This window comes from Sphingobacterium chuzhouense (assembly GCF_014692525.1).
Taxonomy (GTDB): domain Bacteria; phylum Bacteroidota; class Bacteroidia; order Sphingobacteriales; family Sphingobacteriaceae; genus Sphingobacterium; species Sphingobacterium chuzhouense.
In genome coordinates this window covers 701,887-726,607 of the sequence record NZ_JACNYL010000002.1, presented here as the reverse complement: position 1 = coordinate 726,607, position 24,721 = coordinate 701,887, and the positions used below count along the sequence as shown (strand labels likewise).

25 protein-coding genes are annotated in these 24,721 nt (G+C 40.9%); 16 read left to right on the top strand and 9 right to left on the bottom strand.

The genetic code is table 11. The features are described 5' to 3' along the window. The first annotated feature begins 13 nt into the window (after positions 1-13). Genes H8B21_RS09495 through H8B21_RS09475 form a run of 5 tightly spaced genes read left to right on the top strand, consistent with a single transcriptional unit; the run spans position 14 to position 7,316 of the window. Complete coding sequence (locus H8B21_RS09495; protein WP_190313516.1) at positions 14-658, top strand: hypothetical protein; 645 nt, start codon at positions 14-16, stop codon at positions 656-658. Next, on the top strand, positions 659-2,656 hold the full coding sequence (locus H8B21_RS09490) for a glycoside hydrolase family 97 protein (RefSeq protein ID WP_190313515.1): 1,998 nt from the start codon (positions 659-661) through the stop codon (positions 2,654-2,656). A 46-nt stretch (positions 2,657-2,702) separates the two neighbouring features. Beyond that, positions 2,703-4,328: an FAD-dependent oxidoreductase gene (locus tag H8B21_RS09485; RefSeq protein WP_190313514.1), complete on the top strand. Its 1,626-nt coding sequence runs from the start codon at positions 2,703-2,705 to the stop codon at positions 4,326-4,328. 17 nt (positions 4,329-4,345) lie between these two features. Further along, positions 4,346-6,187, top strand: coding sequence for a carbon starvation CstA family protein (locus H8B21_RS09480; RefSeq protein ID WP_190313513.1), 1,842 nt, complete (start codon positions 4,346-4,348; stop codon positions 6,185-6,187). Between the two features lie 58 nt (positions 6,188-6,245). Next, the gene (locus H8B21_RS09475; protein ID WP_190313512.1) at positions 6,246-7,316 is read left to right on the top strand and encodes a PA0069 family radical SAM protein; all 1,071 of its coding nucleotides are present in this window, start codon (positions 6,246-6,248) and stop codon (positions 7,314-7,316) included. 44 nt (positions 7,317-7,360) lie between these two features. Here the strand turns inward: H8B21_RS09475 and H8B21_RS09470 are convergent, their stop codons facing one another. Then, positions 7,361-7,765: a DUF5606 family protein gene (locus H8B21_RS09470; protein WP_165294264.1), complete on the bottom strand. Its 405-nt coding sequence runs from the start codon at positions 7,763-7,765 to the stop codon at positions 7,361-7,363. Between the two features lie 13 nt (positions 7,766-7,778). Next, positions 7,779-8,237, bottom strand: coding sequence for a peptidylprolyl isomerase (locus tag H8B21_RS09465; protein WP_165294263.1), 459 nt, complete (start codon positions 8,235-8,237; stop codon positions 7,779-7,781). Between the two features lie 153 nt (positions 8,238-8,390). On the opposite strand from H8B21_RS09465, the gene radC reads away from it, so the two are divergent. Next, entirely contained in the window at positions 8,391-9,077 is a 687-nt protein-coding gene (gene radC, locus H8B21_RS09460) for a RadC family protein (RefSeq protein WP_165294262.1), read from the top strand. Positions 9,078-9,088: 11 nt separating this feature from the next. Here radC and H8B21_RS09455 read toward each other — a convergent pair whose 3' ends face one another. Both H8B21_RS09455 and trpS read right to left on the bottom strand, forming a co-directional pair. Then, positions 9,089-9,703, bottom strand: coding sequence for a deoxynucleoside kinase (locus tag H8B21_RS09455; RefSeq protein WP_190313511.1), 615 nt, complete (start codon positions 9,701-9,703; stop codon positions 9,089-9,091). 3 nt (positions 9,704-9,706) lie between these two features. Beyond that, positions 9,707-10,708: a tryptophan--tRNA ligase gene (gene trpS, locus H8B21_RS09450; protein ID WP_165294260.1), complete on the bottom strand. Its 1,002-nt coding sequence runs from the start codon at positions 10,706-10,708 to the stop codon at positions 9,707-9,709. Between the two features lie 68 nt (positions 10,709-10,776). Here trpS and H8B21_RS09445 point away from each other — a divergent pair, with 68 nt between their 5' ends. Next, positions 10,777-11,472, top strand: coding sequence for a hypothetical protein (locus H8B21_RS09445; RefSeq protein ID WP_190313510.1), 696 nt, complete (start codon positions 10,777-10,779; stop codon positions 11,470-11,472). A gap of 15 nt (positions 11,473-11,487) precedes the next feature. On the opposite strand, the gene mazG is transcribed toward H8B21_RS09445, so the two are convergent. Beyond that, the gene (gene mazG, locus H8B21_RS09440; RefSeq protein ID WP_165294258.1) at positions 11,488-12,291 is read right to left on the bottom strand and encodes a nucleoside triphosphate pyrophosphohydrolase; all 804 of its coding nucleotides are present in this window, start codon (positions 12,289-12,291) and stop codon (positions 11,488-11,490) included. 112 nt (positions 12,292-12,403) lie between these two features. Between mazG and H8B21_RS09435 the strand changes: the two genes are divergently transcribed. From H8B21_RS09435 to H8B21_RS09415, 5 genes are all read left to right on the top strand, one after another. After that, positions 12,404-12,715, top strand: a complete 312-nt coding sequence (locus tag H8B21_RS09435; protein ID WP_190313509.1) for a hypothetical protein — start codon at positions 12,404-12,406, stop codon at positions 12,713-12,715. Positions 12,716-12,755: 40 nt separating this feature from the next. Next, positions 12,756-13,316 (top strand): Crp/Fnr family transcriptional regulator, encoded by a 561-nt coding sequence (locus H8B21_RS09430; RefSeq protein ID WP_190313508.1) that lies wholly within the window; start codon positions 12,756-12,758, stop codon positions 13,314-13,316. 74 nt (positions 13,317-13,390) lie between these two features. Then, positions 13,391-14,779, top strand: coding sequence for a TolC family protein (locus tag H8B21_RS09425; RefSeq protein ID WP_190313507.1), 1,389 nt, complete (start codon positions 13,391-13,393; stop codon positions 14,777-14,779). A gap of 2 nt (positions 14,780-14,781) precedes the next feature. Further along, positions 14,782-15,738 carry an HlyD family secretion protein gene (locus tag H8B21_RS09420; RefSeq protein ID WP_190313506.1) on the top strand — a complete coding sequence of 319 codons (957 nt, stop codon included), beginning with the start codon at positions 14,782-14,784 and terminating at the stop codon, positions 15,736-15,738. A 13-nt stretch (positions 15,739-15,751) separates the two neighbouring features. Next, positions 15,752-16,906, top strand: coding sequence for an ABC transporter permease (locus H8B21_RS09415; protein ID WP_190313505.1), 1,155 nt, complete (start codon positions 15,752-15,754; stop codon positions 16,904-16,906). Here H8B21_RS09415 and H8B21_RS09410 read toward each other — a convergent pair. Further along, positions 16,903-19,071, bottom strand: a complete 2,169-nt coding sequence (locus tag H8B21_RS09410) for a S46 family peptidase (RefSeq protein WP_190313504.1) — start codon at positions 19,069-19,071, stop codon at positions 16,903-16,905. The genes H8B21_RS09415 and H8B21_RS09410 overlap by 4 nt on opposite strands. 125 nt (positions 19,072-19,196) lie before the next feature. Here H8B21_RS09410 and H8B21_RS09405 point away from each other — a divergent pair, with 125 nt between their 5' ends. Together H8B21_RS09405 and H8B21_RS09400 are read left to right on the top strand one after the other, a co-directional pair. Next, complete coding sequence (locus tag H8B21_RS09405) at positions 19,197-20,138, top strand: hydrogen peroxide-inducible genes activator (protein WP_165294476.1); 942 nt, start codon at positions 19,197-19,199, stop codon at positions 20,136-20,138. Positions 20,139-20,154: 16 nt separating this feature from the next. Then, a complete protein-coding gene (locus H8B21_RS09400; RefSeq protein WP_190313503.1) occupies positions 20,155-21,945 on the top strand; it encodes a chloride channel protein in 1,791 nt (596 codons plus the stop codon). Positions 21,946-21,964: 19 nt separating this feature from the next. On the opposite strand, the gene H8B21_RS09395 is transcribed toward H8B21_RS09400, so the two are convergent. Beyond that, positions 21,965-22,558, bottom strand: a complete 594-nt coding sequence (locus tag H8B21_RS09395; protein WP_165294250.1) for a riboflavin synthase — start codon at positions 22,556-22,558, stop codon at positions 21,965-21,967. A gap of 167 nt (positions 22,559-22,725) precedes the next feature. Between H8B21_RS09395 and rlmH the strand changes: the two genes are divergently transcribed. Together rlmH and H8B21_RS20740 are read left to right on the top strand one after the other, a co-directional pair. Then, the gene (rlmH, locus tag H8B21_RS09390; protein ID WP_165294249.1) at positions 22,726-23,199 is read left to right on the top strand and encodes a 23S rRNA (pseudouridine(1915)-N(3))-methyltransferase RlmH; all 474 of its coding nucleotides are present in this window, start codon (positions 22,726-22,728) and stop codon (positions 23,197-23,199) included. Positions 23,200-23,256: 57 nt separating this feature from the next. Then, the gene (locus H8B21_RS20740; protein ID WP_262887169.1) at positions 23,257-23,388 is read left to right on the top strand and encodes a hypothetical protein; all 132 of its coding nucleotides are present in this window, start codon (positions 23,257-23,259) and stop codon (positions 23,386-23,388) included. A gap of 57 nt (positions 23,389-23,445) precedes the next feature. Here H8B21_RS20740 and H8B21_RS09385 read toward each other — a convergent pair whose 3' ends face one another. After that, entirely contained in the window at positions 23,446-23,892 is a 447-nt protein-coding gene (locus H8B21_RS09385; RefSeq protein ID WP_165294248.1) for an NUDIX domain-containing protein, read from the bottom strand. Between the two features lie 20 nt (positions 23,893-23,912). Further along, the gene (locus H8B21_RS09380; protein WP_165294247.1) at positions 23,913-24,647 is read right to left on the bottom strand and encodes a hypothetical protein; all 735 of its coding nucleotides are present in this window, start codon (positions 24,645-24,647) and stop codon (positions 23,913-23,915) included. Positions 24,648-24,721 lie beyond the last annotated feature (74 nt).

Here is a 24,721-nt window from a genome sequence, read left to right as displayed (position 1 = left end):
AAAAATAGAAAACATGAAAAGAATATTCAAAGTCTTTGCGATGGTACTGCTTGCGGGATTGCTATGGTCTTGTGAAAAAGATATGAAAGATTCACTATCAAGGCTGCAGTTAGATAATACAGATGTGACGATAACATCCATAAATACACCTGTCGTCTTAACGATTACGAGTGGTAACGGAGGGTATACCGTACAATCGGAAGATGAAGGGATTGTTACGGCGGAGATTTCCGAGACATCCGTTATTTTGACCGCTACGGGCGAAGGCACCACCAGAATTTTCGTTACCGATAGTGAGCGAAGATCCGTAGCTGTATCCGTAAAGGTAACCTTTACGTTGCCAGATTCCGAGATTTTTATCTGGAATGGAGCCGTAACACCATTTGATACACCTGATGGTTATGGAATTTCTATCCTATCCAGCAGCATCGCATTGACAGATCTCGTTTCGGAGGAGAAAAAACAGATTGTCCTTTCCTGGAACGGAGGGCTTACCGTAGGTGATAAGACGAGTGGATCGCTTACGATGCTTACGGCAGAGGATGTAGAAACCGTACCGCTTACTTCCGTGAAAATTCTTAGAGCAGATGCTTCGGGTCATTATATCGTCTTTGGAGACGGCACGCGAAGTGGTGAATGTTTTGTAAAAATTAATTAGATGAAACAGAAACTATTGGTTATACTGCTGCTATTTGTCAGTTTGTATGCTTTTCCACAGAAGAATTTCAGTTTGAAATCACCCGATGCCAAGATCGAGATAAAAATTGAAGTGGGGCAAAAAATAACATATACCGTTATTCACCAAGGAGATGTTATGATTAACCCTTCAACAATTGCACTGGAACTGGAAGATGGAAGCTATTTTGGTGTAGATGCAAACGTGATAAAGGAGAAACGAACCCAAATAAATCAAGTGATTGCATCTCCGTTTTATAAGAAAGATCATATTAAAGATAATTGCAATGAGTTGATCCTGTCTTTTAAGGAAGGATTTGATTTGGTATTTAGAGCTTATGATGAAGGAGCAGCTTACCGGTTCGTATCTACCCGAAAAAGAGATTTTGTAGTGAAGGATGAAATAGCAGAATTCCATCTGGGAGAAACAAGTCAAGCGTACGTTCCTTATGTGAAAACAAATATTGCTTCCAAAACAGACCCGGTGTTCAATTCTTTTGAGAATATTTACGTACATACCCCCATCAACCAATGGCAAGGAGACCGGTTGGCTTTCCTGCCTTTGTTGGTCGAAGCGGTCAATAATAAAAAAATCGTGATAACCGAAGCCGACTTGGAGGATTACCCGGGGATGTTTATCGAGAATCAAGATAAAGATACTATTCTCAAAGGACATTTCGCCCGTTATCCAAAGCGCGTAGAACAGGGTGGGCACAATATGTTACAAGGCGTAGTTAAGGAACGGGAAAATTATATGGCTAAATGCGATGCAAAAACACTGTTCCCCTGGCGCGTCATTTCCATATCATCGGATGACAAGCAACTTTTGGATAGCGACCTTGTCTATAAGTTGGCGTCTCCAAACCGGATAGGCGATGTTTCCTGGGTTAAACTGGGTAAGGTGGCTTGGGATTGGTGGAACAGCTGGAATCTATATGGCGTTGATTTCAAGACAGGAGTAAACAATGCCACCTACAAATATTATATAGATTTTGCATCAAAGCAAGGAATTGAGTATGTCATTCTCGACGAAGGCTGGGCGGTAAACCTGAAAGCCGATTTATTTAAAGTTATTCCTGAAATCGATCTTCCTGAATTGATAGCGTATGCGAAAGAGCGAAACGTAGATCTTATTCTTTGGGCTGGTTACCATGCATTTAATAAGGATATCGAAAATATTTGTAAACATTATGCGGAGATGGGGATAAAAGGTTTTAAGGTCGATTTCATGGATAGAGATGATCAGCCGATGGTCAAGTTTCACTATGATGCCGCAAAAATAGCGGCAAAATATAAGCTATTATTGAATTTTCACGGGTCATATAAGCCCACCGGTTTGCAAAGAACCTATCCAAATGTTATAAACTTTGAAGGTGTTCACGGTCTGGAAACAATGAAATGGTCGCAAGATACGATTGATCAGGTTACATACGATGTAACAGTTCCTTATATCAGAATGTTGGCCGGGCCTATGGATTATACGCAGGGAGCTATGAGAAACGCCATTAAGAAAAATTATCGTCCTGTTTTTACGGAAGCCATGAGTCAGGGAACACGTTGCCGTCAGTTAGCGCAATATATTATTTTCGAAGCGCCGCTAACCATGTTGTGTGATAATCCCGCTAACTACGAACGAGAAGAAGAATGTGTGGAATTCATTACCGCTATTCCCACGGTTTGGGACGAAACGATCGCATTGGAAGGCAAGGTAGGAGAGCATGTAACTATCGCCCGGCGAAAAGACGAAGTATGGTATGTGGGCGCGATGACAAATTGGGATGAACGTTCGATTGAATTGGATCTATCATTCTTGGGTACGGACAGTTATCAGGCTGAAATCTTTAAAGACGGAATAAACGCAGATAAGGTGGCAAGAGACTATAAACGACAGATTATAGACGTTCCTACGGATAGAAAATTAAGTGTCTCGCTTGTCAGCGGTGGCGGATGCGCTGTAAAAATATTTAAGAAGAAAAAATAACGAAGGACGCTATATAAATGCTTTAATTTCATAATTTTATAGAAACATGAAGATTTTTTTAACAGGAACGCTAATCTTTTTTTCACTTTTAAATACGATCGCACAGAAACGTTATGATGTTGTTATCTATGGTGGAACGCCAGCTGGAGTCGCTGCCGCTATCCAATCCTCCCGCATGGGGTTGAAGGTGGCATTGCTTGAACCGGGAGATCATCTTGGCGGGATGCTGGTCGAAGGATTAGGTGGATCCGATATTGATAATCATCTGCCTTTTCAGAATAGTGTGGCTGTCGGTGGTATCGCACTGGAGTTTTATCAGCGGATAGCTAAAGCTTACCAACGGGACGCTGCGTTCGAACAAATGATTCGGCATGGCGAGAAAGACCCGGACTTATGGCGCTTTGAATCGAGTGTTGCTGAAAAAATAATAAAAGATTGGGTGGCAGAGGAAAATATTGACGTATTTTACCGACACCCATTGGGTGAAGAAAAAGATGCTGTGGTAAAGCACGAAAGTAGAATACGGACTATCCGGACGACCGATGGTAAGGTTATGGAAGCGGAAATATTTATTGATGCAACGGTGGAAGGAGATTTATTGGCGGCCGCAGGCGTCAGTTATACGATAGGTCGGGAGGCTAATAGTCTATATAAAGAAACGCGAAATGGCATACGTGCCGAAACTACCCACGCCCAGTTTGAGGTGAAGGTGGATCCTTATGTTATCGAAGGAGATCCGAATAGTGGTTTAATTGCTACCGTCCAAGATGAACCGTTAGGGGAACCAGGTAGTGGAGATCACAGAATACAGGCTTATTGTTTTCGGATGTGTCTAACACAAGATGATAACAATAAAATTCCTTTTACAAAACCAGCAAATTATAATCGGGATAATTATACCATCTATCTACGGTATTTAAAAGCAGGAGGCAAACTGTATACACCAGTTAAGGGATTACCTAACGGAAAAACGGATATGGGAGCCTGGCACGATCTGTCTCACAATCTTTATGGTATGAATCATGGATACCCTGACGGAAGTTATTCCCAGCGAAAGGAGATATTACAGTATCACCGCGATTTTACGCAGGGGCTGTTCTATTTCTTTGCTAACGATCCGGAAATTAAAACACTGGATCCCGATTTTCAACAGAAATGGGCTTCCTGGGGTTTGACAAAAGATGAGTTTACGGATAATGATGGTTGGCCCCGGATGTTTTATGTGCGGGATGCGAGGAGAATGGTTTCGGATTATGTTATCACAGAGCACCACGTCCGTAAAGATAACCCAGAACCGGTTCCGGATCCGATTGCAGTAGCGTTTTGGCCACCTGATGTGCATAGTGTCAGACGGATAGTCAAAGATGGTTATGCATACAACGAAGGTTTCGTTTTTGGTGGTGATTTTTGGCAACCGCTACCTATTTCGTATCGGGCGTTGGTACCAAAAGCGGAGGAATGTCAAAATTTACTTGCTCCCAGTTGTCCATCGTCGAGCCATATAGCCTACGGTGCCATAAGATTGGAATGGACATTTATGGCGCTAGGACAAGCTGCAGCGACAGCGGCTAAAATTGCATTAAAAAATAAATTAAGTGTTCAGGAGGTGGAATATGATGCGATTAAAGAGATCCTTCTTCATGATGGACAGGTTCTCCAGCTAAAGAGATAACTAATTAATAAACATACATGGAATATTTAAACGGTGTTAATGCCCTTACCTTAGTGTTTGTAGCACTATTATTATTTGCAATCGCTTACCGCTTTTATGGTATTTTTATGGCGAATAAAGTGCTGCGGTTGAATGAAAAGAATGTCACGCCGGCAGTGGAGTTTGCTGATGGTAAAGATTATGTGGCCACCAACAAGAATGTCCTATTCGGACATCACTTTGCCGCGATCGCAGCAGCGGGTCCGCTCGTGGGACCAGTTTTGGCCGCTCAATTTGGCTATCTTCCCGGAACATTGTGGATTTTGATCGGCTGTGTGCTTGCCGGAGGGATACACGATATGGTCGTGCTTTTTGCCTCTGTAAGACATAAAGGGGAAAGCCTGGCGACAATAGCGGGTAAGGAAATTGGTAAAGGTACGGGCTTAATCACCGGGTTTGCCGTGTTGTTTATTCTCATTTTAACATTAGCGGGCTTGTCTTTGGCGTGCATAAGCGCGATGCACGAAGCTTCTTGGTCTCTATTTACCGTTATTGCAACTATGCCCATTGCAGTTCTCATGGGATTGATTATGCGCTATCGGAAGAATAGTGTCACATTGGCAAGTATTATCGGTGGAATATTGTTAATTGCGAGTATTATTGGCGGCCACGAATTGATGCAGATTGCGGCCATCAGCAGCCTGTTTCATTGGCGGGTAGAAACGATATCCATTGCCATCACCGTATATGGATTTTTAGCATCGGTTTTACCTGTATGGTTGCTCTTGGTTCCGCGTGATTATTTATCAACCTATTTGAAAATCGGTACGATTCTGATGTTGGCCATCGGGATTATTTTTGTGCAACCGACGATAGAGATGCCGGCCCTTACATCCTTTATCCATGGTGGAGGTCCGGTCATCGGCGGTCCCGTGTTACCGTTTATCTTTATTGTGATCGCTTGTGGAGCGATTTCTGGTTTTCATGCCGTCATTGCGACAGGTACGACACCGAAGATGTTGAACAATGAAAAGGAAATTCTTTTCGTAGGTTATGGTGCGATGCTAGTAGAGGGATTTGTAGCATTAATGGCGTTGATTGCTGCTTGTACGTTGGTTCCTGGAGACTATTTTGCGATCAATACGCCCAAAGAAATGTATGAATCCTTTATTGCCGCCCATCCACATTTGCAACCTGTAGATTTAGCACATTTCAGCGAGAAAATAGGGGTTGACTTGCAGGGTAGAACAGGAGGAGCGGTTTCGCTGGCCGTAGGTATGGCGCATATTTTTAACAAAATACCGTTTATGGATGACGTGATGGCATATTGGTACAATTTTGCCATCATGTTTGAAGCGGTCTTTATTTTAACCGCAATAGATGCGGGTACGCGAGTAGGACGATTCTTTTTGCAGGAAATGCTGGGGACAGTAATGCCTAAGTTTAATGACAAGAACTGGATGCCCGGCATTATTATCTGCAGCTTGATTTTTACATTTTCATGGGGATATTTGGTCTATACCGGCAACGTAAGCAGTATATGGCCATTATTCGGGATCAGTAACCAGCTACTGGCAGCTTGTGGACTTATCGTATGTACAACTATGTTGATCCGTATTAACCGAGGCAAGTATGCGTTGTGTGCAGCAATACCCGGCGTATTTATGGCGATTATTACGTTCTGGGCAGGTTATGAACAGGTTCGTTTTATTTATTTACCGCAAGGACAATACCTATTGGCGTCATTGGCTTTGTTAGCAATGGTGTTAATGTTGATTGTTTTTATCAATACGTTTAAACGATGGCATCGCTTGACAAAAATGAGAGCCGATAAAGTGGATCGTTATGGTGATACCGTTAAGGAGTTAGTGGAAAGGTAAGATAAATATTCTCTGTCTATATATAATAAAAAAACTAATATTTTTAGTATTTTTGTGTATGGATTTAAAGGAAGAAGAATATTTTAAGGGAAGAGGGGCGCAACTAAATCCCAACAATAAGTTTTTCGGGCATAGCTACGTGCAGGAATATATAGAAGGATTGGATGAACCTTTTTTAACATCTGATTCCACGAAGATTATAGCGACATATCCGAAAGCAATTTTATCTAAGGTAGATAGTCCGGATATTGGGTTTTACCAATCGCTAAATCCTTATCAAGGTTGTGAGCATGGCTGTATTTATTGCTATGCCCGCAACTCTCATGAGTACTGGGGTTACAGTGCCGGGCTGGATTTTGAACGGAAGATCTTGGTGAAATATAATGCTGTGGAATTACTGGAGAAAGCATTTGACAAGAAGAGTTATGTTCCAGAGCCTGTCTTTATGTCGGGGAATACAGATTGTTACCAGCCGATCGAACGGAAATTGAGGATTACCCGCCAACTTTTAAACACTTTTCTAACCTATAAACATCCGGTTATGATGATCAGCAAGAACGTGCTTATGCTTCGCGATTTGGATTTATTGGCAGCTCTTGCCGAATTAGGATTGGTCAGTGTATCGGTCACGATTAACAGCTTGCGGGAAGAAGTGAGAAGGAAGATGGAACCGCGAACGGCAACTGCGGGGGCACGGCTAAAGCTAATTGAAAAATTGGCAGAGAAGAATATCCCTGTTTCGTTAATGATTGCCCCGATTGTCCCTGGAATAAACAGCGATGAGATGCCGGCATTAATAAAACGGGCCGCTGATGTAGGAGCAAGATGGGCTAGTTATACCATTGTGCGTCTAAACGGAGCGATAGCAAATATTTTTAAAGACTGGGTGTATAAGAATTATCCAGATGGGGCAGAAAAGATTATTCACGGTATAGAGGCGTGTCACGGAGGTAAGCTCAACGATAGTCAATGGGGCAGGAGAATACGTGGGGATGGTGAAACGGCAGAGGGTATACGTCAGCTGTTCAAGGTCGCGGTCAAAAAATATATGGGGCAGCAAGAATATCCGATTTTGCGTACTGATTTATTTGAAAGACCGAATCGTGATGCGCAATTGCGGTTGTTTTGATATAAAAGATGTAGAGACGCGGTATCCGCATCTCTACATAAATATTATTGTTGGATTGGTTCTGGCGCTTCTTCTTCAAATAAAGGCAATTCCTTTATAATATTATACCAAGTTATAATCTTTTTGATATCAGAAGAATAGACTCTTGATTCGTCGTGTCCCGGCGCTACTTCACGGAAGAATTCCCGCAATGCTTTTCCATCCTTTATATCGGGTGTATCACCACCTTTTTCTTTGATGGCTTCAAATACATCAATCAGCCGTATTTCCTCCTCCTCGCCATAAATGGTGATATCTTCCAAGGTAGCCATTTTAGTAGTTGATAGGTTAACGGTGGATTTTATTTTTTTATCATCCAACGTTTCCAATATAAATCCACTTTTACTTTGGCCAATCAATTTAAAAAGACCCGGTTTTCCGGTAACTGATACTAAAGCTCTTAAATTCATGTCTATTTAGGTTTTACTCTTCAATAATTTCCACTCCCAGGATGCGGTCTCCTTGACGGATATCGTCTACAACATCTACGTTCTCAATAACTTTTCCGAAGCAGGTATGGTTTCTATCTAAATGCGCTGTATTATTACGGCTGTGGCAGATGAAAAATTGCGAACCGCCGGTATTTCTTCCCGCATGTGCCATCGATAATACCCCTCTGTCATGATATTGATTATCTCCTGTTAATTCACAATCGATCTTGTAACCGGGACCGCCTGTGCCCGGCATGCCTGTCGCTCCTTCGCGAGTATTGGGACAACCTCCCTGAATAACGAAATCGGGGATGACGCGATGAAATGCTAACCCGTCGTAATAACCAGATTTTGCCAATTTAATAAAGTTGGCTACCGTATTTGGAGCGTCTTCCGTGTAAAATTGCACAGTCATATCGCCTTTTTCTGTCTTGATAATCGCTTTACTCATTGTTTTGATATTTATATGGAATTGCAAAGATAAAGTTTCTCTATGAAATGCAGGACTTGAATCGGTTAAGAATTGTTAATGCGTTTTGTGCCAGTAAGTTTGTTTTTGCTAAAAAAAATAGTAACTTTAGTGTGCCGTTATATACTTGTTGACATGGAAAAACTAATCATCCGGGAATGGTCAGAAGCAGATCGCCCACGCGAAAAACTATTAGAGCAAGGTAGAAGGGCCTTGACAGATGCAGAGTTGATGGCCATCCTGATCGGTTCCGGCTCTAGAAAAGAAACCGCCGTCGAACTATGTCGTCGCATACTATCTGATGCCCAAAATAATTTAAATAATATCTCCAGACTGGAAGTCCCCGACCTATGCCGTTATCGAGGAATTGGAGAGGCAAAGGCAATCAGTATCATTGCCGCGTTGGAGCTAGGACGCCGTCGAAAAGAGATGGAACCGGAGACTGTTTCCGTCTTGAACAGCAGCAAGAAAGTTTACGATTATTTTGGTCCTTATATACAAGACCTGCCCCATGAAGAGTTTTGGGTAATCTATCTAAATACAGGCTGTAAATTGTTAGATAAGAAAATAATAGGCCGCGGCGGTAATGATGCAACGCCAGTCGATATACGGGTTATCCTGCGATTTGCGTTGCAAGTACAGGCAAACTCCATTATCTTGGTTCACAACCATCCATCAGGTACATTACGAGCTAGCAATGCCGATAAAATAATCACCAAGAAAATTGTTGCTGCCGCAGAACTGATGGATATCCGGGTGAACGACCACGTTATTTTTACAGATAACGCTTATTTCAGTTTCCGTGATGAAGGGCTGCTATAAAGTATGCCGTGTTAAAAAAGTCCGAACATTTCGGCTTCGATTTTTTGGATGATATGCCCCAAATCTTCGGGTTTACTGGCAAAGTCGAGATTGTCTTTGTCTAACACCAACAGCTTTCCATCGTTATAATTGCCTATCCACTTTTCGTATTTTTCATTGAGTTTGGAGAGGTAATCTAAACGGATAGCTGACTCATAATCACGCCCTCTTTTTTGAATGTTGCTGACCAGTGTTGGTACGGAAGCCCGTAGATAAATCAACAAATCGGGTGCTTTGATATAGTGAACGATACTCTGAAAAATATTACTGTAGTTCTCAAAGTCGCGTGCGCTCATAAGTCCCATATCATATAGATTTTCGGCAAAAATATAAGCATCTTCGTAAATTGTCCGGTCTTGAACCATATTGATACCGCTATTCTGCAAATCAACAATATGTCTAAAACGGCTATTTAGAAAGAATATTTGCAGGTTAAACGCCCATCGTTTCATATCGCTATAAAAGTCCTCCAAATAAGGATTATCTTCCACCGCTTCAAACTGCGCTTCAAAATTAAGATGACGTGCGATCAGTTCTGTTAAAGTCGTTTTTCCTGCTCCGATATTTCCTACAATTGCTATATGCATATTTTAATACAATTTTTTAATTCCAATGATCTCGCGTACTTCCTTTATTGTTTTAGCAGCACTTTCGTGTGCTTTCTCAGCACCCATCCGAATCACTTTTTTAACGTATTCGTCGTCATTGGAAATTTCTTGAATGCGTGAACGCACAGGTTCAGTAGCCAGCACCATATCTTCGGCAAGCTGTTTTTTAAAATCACCGTAACGTATTTCACACTTGTTGTACAAGTCTTCAAAATGTTGTAAAGTATCCGATGTAGAGACTACTTTCATCAAATCAAACAGATTCTGTATAGGCTCTGGCTTTATTTGGTTCATTTCTGTAGGGCCGGCATCAGATACCGCACGCATCACTTTTTTGCGGATCGCTTCGGGTGAATCACTTAAATATACACAACTTGCCTCACCATTGGATTTACCCATTTTTCCGTTACCGTCTAGCCCCGGGATTTTAACTAGCTTATCACTATAAGAAAAAGCAAAAGCCTCCTTGAAATATTCGACGTTGTACAACCTATTAAAACGGTTACCGAATGTACGTGTCATTTCCAAATGCTGTTCTTGGTCTTTCCCTACGGGAACTTTCGTGCCGTGATGGATCAGGATATCACAAGCCATCAGCACCGGATATGTTAAAAGACCGGCATTTACATTGTCGGGATTAGCCCGAACTTTATCTTTGAATGCGGTGGCCCTTTCCAATTCACCCAAATAGGCGTTCATGTTCATGTATAAGTAGAGCTCCGCTACTTCCGGAACGTCCGATTGTACATATATCGTGGACTGTTCAGGATCAATGCCCGCTGCTAAATATTCCACTACAACTTCTCTTACTGTACGATTTAAGTGCTCAGGAGTAGGATGTGTAGTTAGGGAATGCAAGTCTGCTATGAAGAAGAAGCAGTTGTATTCGTGCTGCATTTTGACGAAATTGTTCAACGCTCCATAGTAGTTGCCCAAATGTAACTTACCGGTACTTCTGATACCGCTAACAACAGTTTCTTTCATGTCGCGAATTTACGGATTAATTGGTAATTAACGGCAAGCTCGCTATATTAGTTTCATAAATGGAAGTTATGCGGTTAAAACAAATTTCGATAGGATCTTTTATAGTGGTATCTCTCTTAAATTTCGCCATTGCCCAAACGAAAACTTGGACATTTGACGATGAATTATGTACATATAAGGGATATTACAATAGCAAAAAATATACAGAACAGCAACTCATCGATACATATAACCTTTTTCGTACCAGTCATTACGTTCATGATAAAGGGACATTTGAAGAGTTAACCGTCCGATATGATAGTGTGATAACATCCGTAGAGAACTTACAGATTGTCCAAACACATTATTTCCAACGTTTGAAAAAGGACGTATTACGTTATTTGCTGGAGACGTATGCCTTAAAGAAAGTACAAAATAAAGCGAAAGAACAACCCGAATCGTTGATCGCGGCAGTGGAAGACGCACAAGCGAGGGAATATGCAGAAGCACTTTATAAAGGAGGTAATGATTTGCTGGAAGCCTACGAACATGTAATAAAAGAGCAGATGAAAAATAATAGTACGCCGGAATATCTATGGCATAACTATGAAGCTACGATGAAACATGCTGATAGGTTAGATCGCGCTTTCGACTATGTATTAGTATATGGTTGGTGGAATAGTGCGAACGATTCGGTACACCATATTAACTATGATGGTACACAAATGCAGCAGTTTCATAAACTATTTGTTAAAGTAGATACTTTAGATTGTGATGAGCCTTGATGTGTATTTTTTAACCTATAATTTCTTCGCTTCATTCCAATACACATCCATTTCGTCTAAGGTCATTTCTTTGAGGTTCTGTCCGTTTTCAGCAGCTCGTTTTTCCAAATGGCTGAATCGTTGTATGAATTTTTTATTCGTACGTTCTAACGCATTTTCTGGATTGATGCCGAGGTGTCGTGCGTAATTAATTAAAGAAAATAGCAGATCACCAAATTCTGCTTCAGCTTTCTCCTGGTCAACAGCCGCGTCGTCTGTAAGGTTGAATTCATTTTTAAATTCTGTCAATTCTTCCTCCACTTTTTTCCAAACTTCGGTTTTGTCATCCCAATCAAAACCGACGCCTCGTACTTTATCTTGAATACGATAAGCCTTTACAAGAGCAGGCAACCCTTTCGGTACGCCGGATAAAACAGACTTATTTCCCTCTTTTAGTTTGATAGACTCCCAATTGTTTTTTACATCTTGCTCGTTCTCTACCTGTGTATCCGCATAAATATGCGGATGCCGGACGACTAGCTTATCACAGATGGCGTTCAATACGTCTACCGTATTAAACTGCTGTTGCTCATCGGCAATCTTAGCATAGAAAAGAAGATGTAGCATTACATCGCCCAGCTCTTTTTTTATCTCGTCATAGTCTTTTTCTAGAATCGCATCCGTCAGCTCATACAGCTCTTCCATGGTAAGATGCCTTAATGATTCCATCGTTTGTTTTCGATCCCATGGGCAGGCAATACGGAGTGTATCCAGGATGGTAATTAATCTTTCGAACGCTTTTCCGGGCGTGTATTGAGGTTCGGGTATAGGATATGCCATGATTGTTTTACGACCTAGTTTAACAAAGATGTCCAAAGCTAGCCAAAAAAATACGAAAACAGAACTACCCTTTGGTGTGTTATCTTATTAAATAAGACAAACTTTAGATATTATGGAAACAAAGCACAATTATGAAACTACGGACGTAGCATTAGCTAGATTGAAAGAGATGGGATATACCATAGATTTTAACGTGGAATTTGACGAAATATTAGAGGATGCAGACAATTATCAGATTGATCATCTTTATCGTTATGAAGGAGCGTCTAATCCGGACGATGAATCGACCGTCTATGGTATTTCAAATAGCAATAACGGTAAAAAAGGTGTGTTTGTTGCCGGGAATTTATCTTTGATAGAAGGCAAAAAACGTGATATTATATTAGCACTGGAAATCAGATATAAAACAGGTAGTAAGGCGTAGGTAGTTTCGTTTTTTTACATAAATTATCTTATTTTAGGGAATGCAGTTGATTCCCTATTTAAAAACCACATTTGGTTTGACAGATGACCTGTTAGAACACCTTGAGCAAGTGGCTGTCACGAAGCGTTATTTGAAAAAAGATATCATTCTAGATGCAGCGCACTATTCGCGAAAGGTGTTCTTTATTGAGCAAGGGTTGGTTCGAATGTTTTACTATAAATCGGGTAAGGCTATTACCCATTATTTTTTTTCAGAGCAAACTTTTGCGGGGGGTACAGAAAGTGTATTCTATAACAAAAAATCAATGTACGGTATTGAAGCGCTGGAGCCATCGATCATTACATTAATCCCGTTTTATGCAATAGCGGAACTTGCATCTCATTCTATAGCCATGAATAAACTTATACAAGCGATATTGCTACAAGCATTGATTGGGTTTTCTGCTCGATTACAAAGCTTACAATTTGAAACAGCCCAGGAGCGTTATCACAAATTAATGGAGCAGCACCCGGATATACTCCTTCGTGCTCCATTGGGAGATATCGCTTCTTATTTAGGAATTTCTCAGCAGACACTCAGTGTGATTCGATCACAACGCTAATCACTTTTTAAGATATCTTAAAAAAAGCAAGCCATATAAATCAGATATTTGTTTCGCGATAAATAAAACAAGTTATGGTAAAAAAATGGGGATGGATCTTTATTATGTTTAGCATTGCTTTTCAACAAACGGGGCGGGCACAATCCATTATAGATCCAAAAGTAAAAGAAATTATACAGCAATCGTTTCAGGCCAATCACGATCTGAAACTCAAAAACTACGAAGTAGATAAAGCGAACCTGGAAGCGGAGGGTGTGAAAGCGAATAAACTGCCCCATGTATCGGCGACCGGCTTGTATGGTTTTATGTACAACAATGGGAGTCTTGATATTCCTACACTCAATCTGCCGGTATTGAATCTAGGACTATTTGACGGTGCGACAGATTTTAACCTTAGATCACAAGCTGCATATGCGGGTGTATCTGTAAGGCAAGTTATTTTTTCGGGATTGCAGATACCCAATGGCGAACGTGCCCTTCAGGAAAAGGCACGGGCACAAGGCTATTTGGCCGAAGCGGGAAAAGAGGGAATGGCGAAGGAGATTGCGTCTACGTTCGATCAGCTGATGCTGTTGAACGAGGTAGATAAACTGATTGTAGATTCCGAGCGGAGGTTGAAAAAGGAACAGGAAAAAGTGAATAAGGCCATCGAAAATGGATTGGCTATTCCATATGATCGGGATAAACTTAAACTTGCTCTGTTGGAATTGGAAGAAAAAAAGGTGGAGTTAGCTGGAAATCGTGCGTTACTGGTCAAAAAAATACAACAACAAACAGGTTTGTCGACATCAGCAGTAGAAGAGGTATTGTATAATCTTTCGCCCATCTATTTATCGGATGTACCAACGGGAGTGGAAGAGCGTTCCGAATTAAAAGCGTTGGATGCGTCATCTAAAGCTTATGAATATCTGTATAAAAAAGAAAAAGGAGCGTCACTGCCGACGGTTTTTGCTTTCGGCTCAGCGAGCTATTTGAATCTTCATAACACGAATTTAACCATTAAAGACAGACCCGTAATAGGTGATATCGACCTTTCTACCAACTATCTAAAAGGTAGGCCTAACTTTATGGTTGGTGTCGGGGTGAGATGGGATATCTTTAACGGTGGGGAGCACCGAAATAAGGTAAAGCAAGTACAATTAGATCAAGCCATCAATGAAACGAAGCTTCTTGACGCAACGGAAAAATTAAATCTGTTGCTGGATAAAAACAAAGTCAGTTATACGACTAGCAATCAAAAATTGAAAGTCGGTGACCAACAGGTAAAAGTTGCCCAAAATAATTTGCAGATGGCTTCGAAGCAATATGAAGCTGGCTTGATTGACGTAACGGAATTGTTGGCAACCGAAAATGAATGGTATAAAGTCAATCTTAATTTTTACAGCCATGTTTTGCAGCAACGTGCAGTGGCATTGGAATTATTACATACATCAGGAAAACTATTACAAACCATATACGAATAGAAATGAAACAGTTGTACCTTATACCCTTGGCTTTCTTATTTTTTGCTTGCAAAAATGAAGTTCGGGAGAAGCCTTTGGAAGGAAAAGTAGAACGTGAACAGATAACGGTTGTGACGAAAGTTCCCGGAAAGGTGGCGGAAATACGTGTTCAAGAAGGAGAGTTTGTACATGCAGGAGATACGTTGGTGATATTGGATATCCCCGAAGTAGATGCAAAAGCAGAGCAGGCACAAGGCGCTTTACAATCTGCCGAAGCACAATATAATATGGCGACAAAAGGCGCTACACGCGGGCAATTGGTACAATTGCAGGCTAAGGTAGACGGATTAAAAGAACAATATGAATTCGCCGAGAAATCTATCAATCGCTTGAAAAACTTATTGCGTGACAGTTTAGTGTCGCAGCAAAAATATGATGAAACGTACGCCAAATACCAAGGAGCGAAAAATCAATACCTTGCGGCGCAAGCGGAAATGGAAGAGGCGCGGAATGGTGCTCGTTACGAGCAGCAGGTTATGGCATTAGGTCAGAAAGAGCGTGCTTTAGGGGCGGTAGCGGAGGTTAAGGTAGCCGCACGGGAAAAATACCTTATCGCTCCGCAGGATATGAGTGTGGAGACCGTTAATTTAAACGTAGGGGAACTCGCCACTGCTGGATATGCTGTTATCAATGGTTACATTAACAATGCGACTTATTTCCGGTTTACCGTTCCTGAAAATAGAGTAGGTAAATTAAATAGAGGAAGTGAAGTTATCCTGCGTGTCCCTTATTTGGATAATAAAGAAATCAAAGGTAGGGTAGTAGCGATGAAAGCATTGAGCTCATATGCGAATATTTCTACGGCTTATCCGGACTATGATAACCAACTCACTGTATTCGAGGTTAAAGTAGTGCCTCAGGATCATGCAGAGGTAAGTGATTTATTAACAAAGACGCTGGTTGTTCTTCAAGCACCATAGAAAGGATTAGAACGTGAAAAAATTTATCGAACTCATTCAACGCGAGTTTAAGCTCTTTTTCAACAACAGTGTGCTGATGATGCTCTTTATCGGCGCACCGATTCTCTATGGTGTATTGATAGGGCATGTGTATCAACAAGGGAAAGTAACAGAAATGCCAATTATTGTTGTCGATGAGGACAGTAGCCCAATGAGCGCTACTTTTGTTGACATGATGAACGACAACGAAAGCATCAAGGTGGTGCGTATGCTGCCATCGCTGTTTGACTCAAAGGAGATTGCTATTGAACATGATGCAACGGTTATCGTACATATCCCGAAGGGCTTTGCCGCAGGTGTCCAGCAAAAGCGCGTTCCGGAAGTGACCATTTTTGTGGATGGTTCCAATACCCTGACTTCCAATACAGCCGCCATGGCGGTGAATGTTTGTGCCATGACACTGAAAGCCGGCGTACAAATAGAAACGCAGATGAAACAAGGCGTTCCTGCCAAGATTGCAGCTGAACAATACGAACCTTTCAAAACGACGATGGTCAGGCAGAATATCCGAAGTGGTAACTACCTTTATTTTATGCTGCCGGGTGTATTGATTATTGTATTGCAACAGGTACTACTGTTGGGGTTGGCGTTATCTTTTTCCTCGGAATTTGAAAACGGCACCTTTGTCGAATTAGCGCAGAGAATGCGGAATCCCGTAGGACTTATCTTTGTCAAGATTATTCCTTATATCCTCATGTCCATTGGTATATTGGTCTTGTATTGGGGATTTGGAAAATGGTATGAGATGCCGCTGCATGCCGACTTTTGGTGGTTTGTGTTGTGTACATTCGTGTTTATGTTGGCCGTATGTTTTATCGGTGTTCTGGTCAGTATCGTTTTGCCGTCACAATTGAAAGCCACGGAAATATTGATGGTTATCGCAACACCAGCATTCATTTTAAGTGGTTTCACTTGGCCGTCTAGTTTGATGCCAACCTGGGTACAGCTTATTGCGGATGTCATTCCTTCTACCCACTACTTACGCATTTTTAGGATTATGTTTATCCAGCACGGAGAAAATTATCATACCTATAGCGGTTTAATCGCCATGGCCATTATTGCTGCGGTATGCTTTATTGTTGCCACTGTAGTGCTGGCCATGAAGATACGGAAAGTGACTCGTCGCTAAATCCCCATTTCCTTTAAAATGAATTGCGCATTGTCGATTTTGTCGGCTATCCATAATACATAACGGATATCTACACCGATGGAGCGGCTATAATCTTCGCTCCAGGCAAAATCGTTTATCGTCGCATCATAGGCACGGTCAAAGTTAACACCGATGAGCTCACCATGCGCATTCATAATCGGCGAACCAGAGTTTCCACCGGTTGTATCCATATTGTAGAGTATATTGACTGGAACATCGTTGAGATCTTTTTTTACATATGCACCGAAGTTTTTTTCCAACCATGCTGCTTTAATACTTTCGGGGTATTCAAATTCGGGCAACCCCGAATTTCCTTTTTCTATAAGCCCTTTTATTGTTGTAAACGGACTCATATACGTTGCATCGGCAGGACTGTATCCTTTGATATTGCCGAAAGTAAGGCGTAGCGTGGAGTTCGCATCTGGAATAAAGTTTTTTGACTGGTATTTTTCCTTCACGGCTACATAATCTCCCATAAGTCTATTTAAAACGCCTTCACGTCGTTTTTGCTCTGCATTGAATACCTCCCGCTCAGCATCCAGCTCTTTTAGAATTGTTAATAAATCATCGTTATAATTCTTTAACGACTGGATATCTTTTAATACCGTGTTGTAGAGTGTCTCTTTGCTGTTAAGTTTGGACTTGTCTAAAGCTGCTACTATATAATCTCCCGCTTCCTCTTTATTGGTGAAGTTTTTCTTGGCGAAGTAATCCAGTTGGTTGGGGCCATCTAATTGATAGGCGTCCTCAAACATACGGCGTCCAATATTTTTGTCGACCGTAAGATGGTAGCTACCGTAGATGTTGTCTAAATATTCCCGTAATTGGTTAATGTTAAGTGCGAATACCTCTTCTTGTGTGTTAAGTCCATTTTGCTTGAGGATAGCTTCTTTAAAATCGTTTATCGTATAAGCTACCCGAAGCAAAGATATACTGTTATAAATGTTATTGAACCAAAGCTCTTTTGGAGCCACCTCAAAAACAGCTTGGTAATGCTTATCGATGTCGGCCATCAATGTGCCGTATTTAGCTTGGAGATCGGGTTTGCTAGTAATGAATTTTGTTAGTGCTTCATCTTCCTCTCGTTTGTCGCCTACCAAATCCAAATTCTGAAGCCCTTTCAATTTACCACGATAGTTTTTCATGACGTTCGCGTTTCGCTTGATACGTGTTGCCAGCGCCAGTTCCGTTTTCGGATCTTCTTTTCCCGCTGCAAACATTTGCTGGTTTTGAAAATCATAGAGTTCGGACGTGTAAGGCAGTAAATACCTTTGTTGGTATTCGATATATTGAGCCGGACGGTGCCTAAATGTTCTGCCTGGATACCCCAATATGAACACAAAATCATTTTCGTTGACGCCTTTTGGATTTACTTTGAGGTGTTTTTTAGGTTGGTAAGGCACGTTCTCTTTGGCGTATTTTGCCGACGATCCGTCTGGTGCTACGTAAGCACGTAGAAAAGAGAAGTCTCCCGTATGCCGCGGCCACACCCAATTGTCTGTTTCACCTCCGAATTCACCGATATCTTGCCGAGGGACATAAACTAGACGTACATCTTCGATTGTTTTGTAACGGAAAAGTACGTAGCTTTTGCCGATGAACATTTCGGATACTTCCGCTTTAATGGTTGGATTGTCCGTCTCTGCTCTTTTTGCAATTTCAGACCGCTTTTTACTGATCATATTGATGCGTTCTGCTGGATCGCTAATAGAAGCTACCGCGCTTAAAATCTCTTCTGATACATCTTCGTAGGATTCCGTAATGCGGATGGTTAAGCCTTCAGCTTCAATCTCTTGTTCGTAGGATTGTGCAACAAAGCCATTTTTCAAATAGTTAAATTCGGGTGAACTCGCTAGCTGCACGGCACTAAATGCACAGTGATGGTTGGTAATGATAAGACCGTTAGGGGACACAAAAGAACCTGAACAACCACTTACCTGTACCAGTGCATCTACCAATCCGATTTGCCCGGGGTTATAGATGTCTTTCTCCGCTATCTTTAGTCCCGCCTTTTTTAATCCTGCACGACTAAGCTCGCTGAGCGGAAACATCCCTTCATCGGGTATGGATGCGGAAAAGTTGAATACACTGGCTCCTAATAAAAAGGCACACAACAAACCGCGCTTTGCTTTTAGTTTGATCATAAACTTCCAAATTTTAGCTTCTCCCCAAAGTTAAGCATTAATTGGTGAATCGTAAATTTGTGAAGTTGTAACAAATTCACATCTTCTCAAATAAAATGTACCTTTGCATAGCTAAAATTGATAGGATGACACTGGTGCAATTGGAATATATTATAGCTGTGGATACATACCGTAGTTTTGTTGCTGCGGCAGAGCACTGCTATGTAACACAGCCTACGTTGAGTATGCAGATTCAGAAATTGGAAGAATCGTTGGGAGCGAAAATATTTGACCGTAGCCGGCAGCCTGTCGTACCGACCGAAATAGGCGAAAAGATCATCCGACAGGCACGTGTTGTGTTGAACGAGAGCAAAAAAATAGGAGAACTATTGCAAGAGGAGAGAGGGGTAATTTCTGGTGAATTAAAACTAGGTGTTATTCCAACCATAGCACCTTATTTGCTTCCCGATGTGCTGACTAGGATATTACAAAAATATCCGCAATTGCAATTGCAGATATGGGAATATACCACAGAAAAGATCATTCAGGAACTTAAGATGGGGCGTTTAGATTGTGGTATTCTTTCCACGCCTTTACAAGAGGCAGGTATCGAGGAAACACAGTTGTATTACGAAACCTTCGTCGCGTATGTCTCAGAAAAGAGTCCACTATATGAAAAAAAGATAGTGACAGCAGACGAAATTTCCAATGAAAAGTTATGGCTTCTTAATGAGGGGCATTGTATGCGAGGGCAAGTGTTGAATATTTGTCATTATAAGCATAATCAAGCAGCTGACGGAACGTTTGAATATAATACGGGTAGTGTGGAGACATTGAAGCGGATGGTGGATATCAATGGAGGAATTACTATATTGCCCGAAATGAGTATTTTGGGATATGATGAAGACCAGCTTAATCACGTAAGGTATTTCAAAATGCCAGAACCCGTACGAGAAATCAGCTTGGTAACGACATCCAACTTTGTGAAGAAGCAGGCGGTGAATGCATTGAAAAATGAAATTTTAGATATTGTACCTGAGCGTTTCAAAACAAAAAAGAAAAGGGAAGTAATGGGGTTTGACCTCTAAAGGAGGCCATGTCAATATGAGCATAAATATTAGAAAAAAATTAGACGAATTGAACCGGTGGCGGATGCAGAAGATTTCAAACCGGAATTTTCTGATTATACTGGCTTTTCTCGTCGGGATTATTGGGGGATTGGCGGCTGCCCTATTAAAAGGTCTGACACATTTTATTGCCGCCACATTGCAGAATGACATTGAATGGCATTATAAATATTCTTTTTATTTGGTCCTGCCCTTACTTGGTATTTTGTTAAGTGTATTATATGTACGCAAGTTCCTCAAAAAGAAAAAATTTGAACATGGCATCACACCTATTATTTACGCCATATCGAGGAAATCCAGCCGTATAGAACCACATAATGTTTATTCGCAAATCGTAACGAGTGCCATCACCGTTGGATTCGGTGGTTCATGCGGATTAGAAGCTCCTATTGCGTATAGCGGCTCGGCCATCGGTTCCAATACAGGGCGTTTCTTCGGCTTACAATATAAAGAAATTACCATGCTATTAGCCTGCGGTGCAGCAGCTGGAATTGCGGGCGCATTTAATAGCCCTATTGCCGGGATGATTTTTGCCATTGAAATTTTGTTGCCCGAGTTTTCCATACCCGCATTTATTCCTTTGTTGATTTCCGCTGCGTTAGCTTCCGTTGTTTCGCGATTGTTATATAGTGAACCTCTTTTTCATACGGCCAGTACCGAATGGGAGGTAGGTGCACTTATCTTCTATATATTACTGGCTGTCATTGTAGGATTGTATACGGTTTATTTTGCAAAAATAAGCACAACGGTAAAATCCTGGTTCTCTAAAATCCGTAATCCCTACCATAAAGTATGGTTTAGTGGCATATCGCTTGGACTGATGATTTTCATCTTTCCGGCGTTATATGGTGAAGGGTACCTTACCATTCAACAAATGCTGGATGGACAGTTTGATGCTATCGTGAAGAATAGTCTCTTTGCCGATTACAGGCATATGGCGGGTGTTATTGTATGCTATACCGTTTTGACATTATTTGCAAAATCTTTGGCATCGCTTTTTACCCTAAACGGCGGCGGAAACGGGGGAGTGTTTGGCCCGAGTTTGGTGATGGGGGGGCTTCTTGGTTTTGCCTTCGCTTACGGCATCAATCAGACCGGTGTTGTGATGCTCAATGTGCCCAATTTTGTGGTGGCAGGTATGGCAGGTGCGTTAGCGGGTATTATGCACGCCCCGCTAACAGGTTTGTTTCTAATTGCGGAAATTACGGGCGGGTATACACTCATGGTGCCATTGATGTTAGTTACATCTATATCCTATCTTATCAATCGTTCGATACTCAAACATTCCATTTATACGAAAGTCTTGGCGGATTCCGGCGACCTGCTTTCTTATGAAGATAAAGATCGAACTGTGTTGAGCATGATGAAACTCCGCTATGTCTTGGAAACAAATTTTATCATATTGCGGCCGAATGAAACACCGCTCGATCGGAAATCAGATATTATACATTCAAAACGTAATATATTCCCGATTGTAGATGACGATGGTAAATTGTTGGGGACAATTTACAGCGAACGCCTTTTTTCCATTTTATTAGGTGAAGAGGAAGGGGCAGATAAAGCTTTCGGACAATTAGCTCAAAAACCAAACGATGTAGTACGGGACAAAGAGAACATGGAAATTGTGATGACAAAAATGAACAAAGACGATGTATGGATACTGCCTGTTCTTGACGAAAATGACCGATATCTGGGATTTATTTCGAAATCCAGCGTATTCAATAAATATCGAGCTTTATTAGTTCGACAAGGGCATTATTTGGAGTGAAACTATAATTCGTAACTAATTACGAACGACGCATAGCCATCATCTTGGAGACGTACTTTCCTATAATATCAAACTCCAGATTAACGGTGTCACCCACGTTAACCTGTTGCAGGTTGGTATGTTCAATAGTGTATGGAATAATAGCTACAGAAAATTGATTGATTAATGAATTGACCACCGTCAGACTAATTCCGTTTACCGTAATAGAGCCTTTTTCCACCGTGATGTTTTGTTCTTGAGGTTCATAGGTAAAGGTGAAAAGCCAGCTCCCGTGTTGTTCTTCCTTCGCAATACATCGTGCTGTTTGATCTACATGCCCCTGCACAATGTGACCGTCGAATCGACCATTAGCGGGCGTACAACGCTCTAGATTAACCAAATCACCAATTTTTAACGCACTTAAATTTGATTTCAGCAATGTTTCCTGTATCGCTGTTACTTTGTGAACGTCCTCTTCGATTCCTACAACCGTTAAGCATACACCATTATGAGACACGCTTTGGTCAATCTTCAGTTCATTAGAAATATGGGATTGCACAAAAAAGTGCAAATTCCCTAATTCTTTTTCGATCTTGGTAACTGTTCCCACAGTTTCAATAATGCCGGTAAACATAATCTTCGTCTTTTTGCAAATATAACTTTTTTTATATTTTCTTTTTTTTATACCTTTGTCATAGGTTTAGGTTGATTACCTCTAACAAGAGGTCATATTTTTAAAGCCTGGGAAATCGCCAGATTACTCCCAGGCTTTTTTAGTACTACAATTTATAGGTAATTTCAATGAAAGTAGCATTATTGTGCATAGGGAAAACAGATGAGAGTTTTGTCAAAACGGGAATAGAAGACTACGTAAAACGGCTAAAGCATTACGTACATTTTGATGTTTCTGTTATTCCCGATATTAAAAATGCCAAACACCTAACGCAGGACCAACAAAAGACTAAAGAAGGCGAGCTTATCTTAAAGCAATTGAATAATGGGGATTTTGTGGTATTGTTAGATGAACGTGGAAAAGCATTTCGTTCTATCGAGTTTGCGAATTTTCTGGAACAGAAAATGGTTGGCTCTGTTCAGCATATCGTGTTTATTATCGGTGGGCCGTATGGTTTCTCGGATGAAGTGTATAAGCGAGCCAATCAACAGTTATCTTTGTCCAAAATGACATTCTCCCATCAGATGGTCCGTTTATTTTTTGTAGAACAGCTTTATAGAGCATTTACTATCTTAAGAGGCGAACCCTATCACCACGAATAAATAATTTTTTATGTAAATTTACAGTTATTATCATCACCATAGAAAAAGGAGGCAATTATGGATATGAATAAATTCAAAAGAGACTATAAATTTAAAAGTGCGGAATCGGATAATGATGGTAAACGGAACCTGATTATTATTATTGTGGGGATTGTTGTCGTTATCGCACTGGCGTATTTTTTGAGATAAAGTAGAGAGACGCGATTATCTTTTATGAACTCGTCAGGGGGTCTGTTAATTGCGTCTCTACAAAATCAATTCTTTGAATTGATGCCATGCCATCTTGTCTGTTTTGAATGTGAGATCCGCTTCTTGTAGGCCATCAATCGGCATAAACCGAAACACCTCCATTTTTTCTTGTTGTTTTTCTTTGGAGAAATCAAAAGGACTTGTTTTTATATCGAATAGGATTGGACTTTTAGCCTGTACTTGATAATAGATAGAAATAATTTGACTATCATTAAAACTGGATTTTTCGTAGAAATCTGTTGTGTATATATGGCGGACGATATCGATTTCCAGTTGACACTCTTCCATGAACTCCCGTTTTAGAGCATCGATCAATCCCTCGCCATATTCAAGTCCGCCACCCGGAAACTTCGTGAAAGACACGTTGAGGGTCTTTTCGTCACTAATAAGAATTTCCTTTGTATCTGTAATCAATAGACCGTAAACGCGTACATTAAAATACATTTGAGTTTATTTTGATTTTGTTAAAGGGGTTGAAATCCGTTTTCGATGGCCAGTTCATCCACGCCGAAAAAAGAGTAGTGCTTAGGTAGAAACCATTGGATGGTATTCATGATGGTGTTAAAATCCTTTTCCGAAGCAAATTGCGTGGGCATGATATTGAATACCAGATCCTGCGATGCACGTTCTTCATCCGTATAATTACGGGCTATTAACATGATTTTTGGATTCTTGACCCCAGAATATTGTAAAAACTCGCGAATTTGTCTTCTAAGAAAATTGGGGAAAACCTCTTCAGAAGGTTGTCCTACCAAAATTTCCTCATCTTTGTTGATGCCTAGGTATTCTTCTGGATTGGAAAAGACACTGTTATCGGTATAAAAAGAACCGTTTAATTTAAGATTTGCTAAATCACCATAGGAAAAAATCCAATCAGGTCGATCCAAATGCGCATTGATAGCGATGCCAAACCCTTGTTCTAATATAGTGTCTAATTGGTTGTTGATAACAAAAGCTTGAAAACTCTCGCCGGTGGTTACTGTCTGGAGTTGGATATAAGGAAAACCGTCTTTGCTAATGGCTACTTCTGGTTCACCAAGCTTTAGGTTTGCCTCATCAATATGACTCAAAAACTGATCTCGCCACTGCTCATCCCGTTCGGAAAACACAGTGCCCATCAATTGGTTGACAACGATGGTTTTTTCTAGGTCTCCTAATAGACTATCCCGCTGTTTGTTGTTGTTATTGCTTATACTCATTGTTTCTCCACCCTAAAAAGAGCCTAAAAGTAAGGATTAAATTTGATTTTACTATATTGCTGCGTAATTCTTCA

What these genes read in the sequence shown, in the direction of transcription:
- H8B21_RS09495 (WP_190313516.1), top strand. Translation starts at nt 14, where the DNA reads ATGAAAAGAATATTCAAAGTCTTTGCGATGGTACTGCTTGCGGGATTG.
- H8B21_RS09490 (WP_190313515.1), top strand. Translation starts at nt 659, where the DNA reads ATGAAACAGAAACTATTGGTTATACTGCTGCTATTTGTCAGTTTGTAT.
- H8B21_RS09485 (WP_190313514.1), top strand. Translation starts at nt 2,703, where the DNA reads ATGAAGATTTTTTTAACAGGAACGCTAATCTTTTTTTCACTTTTAAAT.
- H8B21_RS09480 (WP_190313513.1), top strand. Translation starts at nt 4,346, where the DNA reads ATGGAATATTTAAACGGTGTTAATGCCCTTACCTTAGTGTTTGTAGCA.
- H8B21_RS09475 (WP_190313512.1), top strand. Translation starts at nt 6,246, where the DNA reads ATGGATTTAAAGGAAGAAGAATATTTTAAGGGAAGAGGGGCGCAACTA.
- H8B21_RS09470 (WP_165294264.1), bottom strand. Translation starts at nt 7,765, where the DNA reads ATGAATTTAAGAGCTTTAGTATCAGTTACCGGAAAACCGGGTCTTTTT.
- H8B21_RS09465 (WP_165294263.1), bottom strand. Translation starts at nt 8,237, where the DNA reads ATGAGTAAAGCGATTATCAAGACAGAAAAAGGCGATATGACTGTGCAA.
- radC (WP_165294262.1), top strand. Translation starts at nt 8,391, where the DNA reads ATGGAAAAACTAATCATCCGGGAATGGTCAGAAGCAGATCGCCCACGC.
- H8B21_RS09455 (WP_190313511.1), bottom strand. Translation starts at nt 9,703, where the DNA reads ATGCATATAGCAATTGTAGGAAATATCGGAGCAGGAAAAACGACTTTA.
- trpS (WP_165294260.1), bottom strand. Translation starts at nt 10,708, where the DNA reads ATGAAAGAAACTGTTGTTAGCGGTATCAGAAGTACCGGTAAGTTACAT.
- H8B21_RS09445 (WP_190313510.1), top strand. Translation starts at nt 10,777, where the DNA reads ATGCGGTTAAAACAAATTTCGATAGGATCTTTTATAGTGGTATCTCTC.
- mazG (WP_165294258.1), bottom strand. Translation starts at nt 12,291, where the DNA reads ATGGCATATCCTATACCCGAACCTCAATACACGCCCGGAAAAGCGTTC.
- H8B21_RS09435 (WP_190313509.1), top strand. Translation starts at nt 12,404, where the DNA reads ATGGAAACAAAGCACAATTATGAAACTACGGACGTAGCATTAGCTAGA.
- H8B21_RS09430 (WP_190313508.1), top strand. Translation starts at nt 12,756, where the DNA reads ATGCAGTTGATTCCCTATTTAAAAACCACATTTGGTTTGACAGATGAC.
- H8B21_RS09425 (WP_190313507.1), top strand. Translation starts at nt 13,391, where the DNA reads ATGGTAAAAAAATGGGGATGGATCTTTATTATGTTTAGCATTGCTTTT.
- H8B21_RS09420 (WP_190313506.1), top strand. Translation starts at nt 14,782, where the DNA reads ATGAAACAGTTGTACCTTATACCCTTGGCTTTCTTATTTTTTGCTTGC.
- H8B21_RS09410 (WP_190313504.1), bottom strand. Translation starts at nt 19,071, where the DNA reads ATGATCAAACTAAAAGCAAAGCGCGGTTTGTTGTGTGCCTTTTTATTA.
- H8B21_RS09405 (WP_165294476.1), top strand. Translation starts at nt 19,197, where the DNA reads ATGACACTGGTGCAATTGGAATATATTATAGCTGTGGATACATACCGT.
- H8B21_RS09400 (WP_190313503.1), top strand. Translation starts at nt 20,155, where the DNA reads ATGAGCATAAATATTAGAAAAAAATTAGACGAATTGAACCGGTGGCGG.
- H8B21_RS09395 (WP_165294250.1), bottom strand. Translation starts at nt 22,558, where the DNA reads ATGTTTACCGGCATTATTGAAACTGTGGGAACAGTTACCAAGATCGAA.
- rlmH (WP_165294249.1), top strand. Translation starts at nt 22,726, where the DNA reads ATGAAAGTAGCATTATTGTGCATAGGGAAAACAGATGAGAGTTTTGTC.
- H8B21_RS20740 (WP_262887169.1), top strand. Translation starts at nt 23,257, where the DNA reads ATGGATATGAATAAATTCAAAAGAGACTATAAATTTAAAAGTGCGGAA.
- H8B21_RS09385 (WP_165294248.1), bottom strand. Translation starts at nt 23,892, where the DNA reads ATGTATTTTAATGTACGCGTTTACGGTCTATTGATTACAGATACAAAG.
- H8B21_RS09380 (WP_165294247.1), bottom strand. Translation starts at nt 24,647, where the DNA reads ATGAGTATAAGCAATAACAACAACAAACAGCGGGATAGTCTATTAGGA.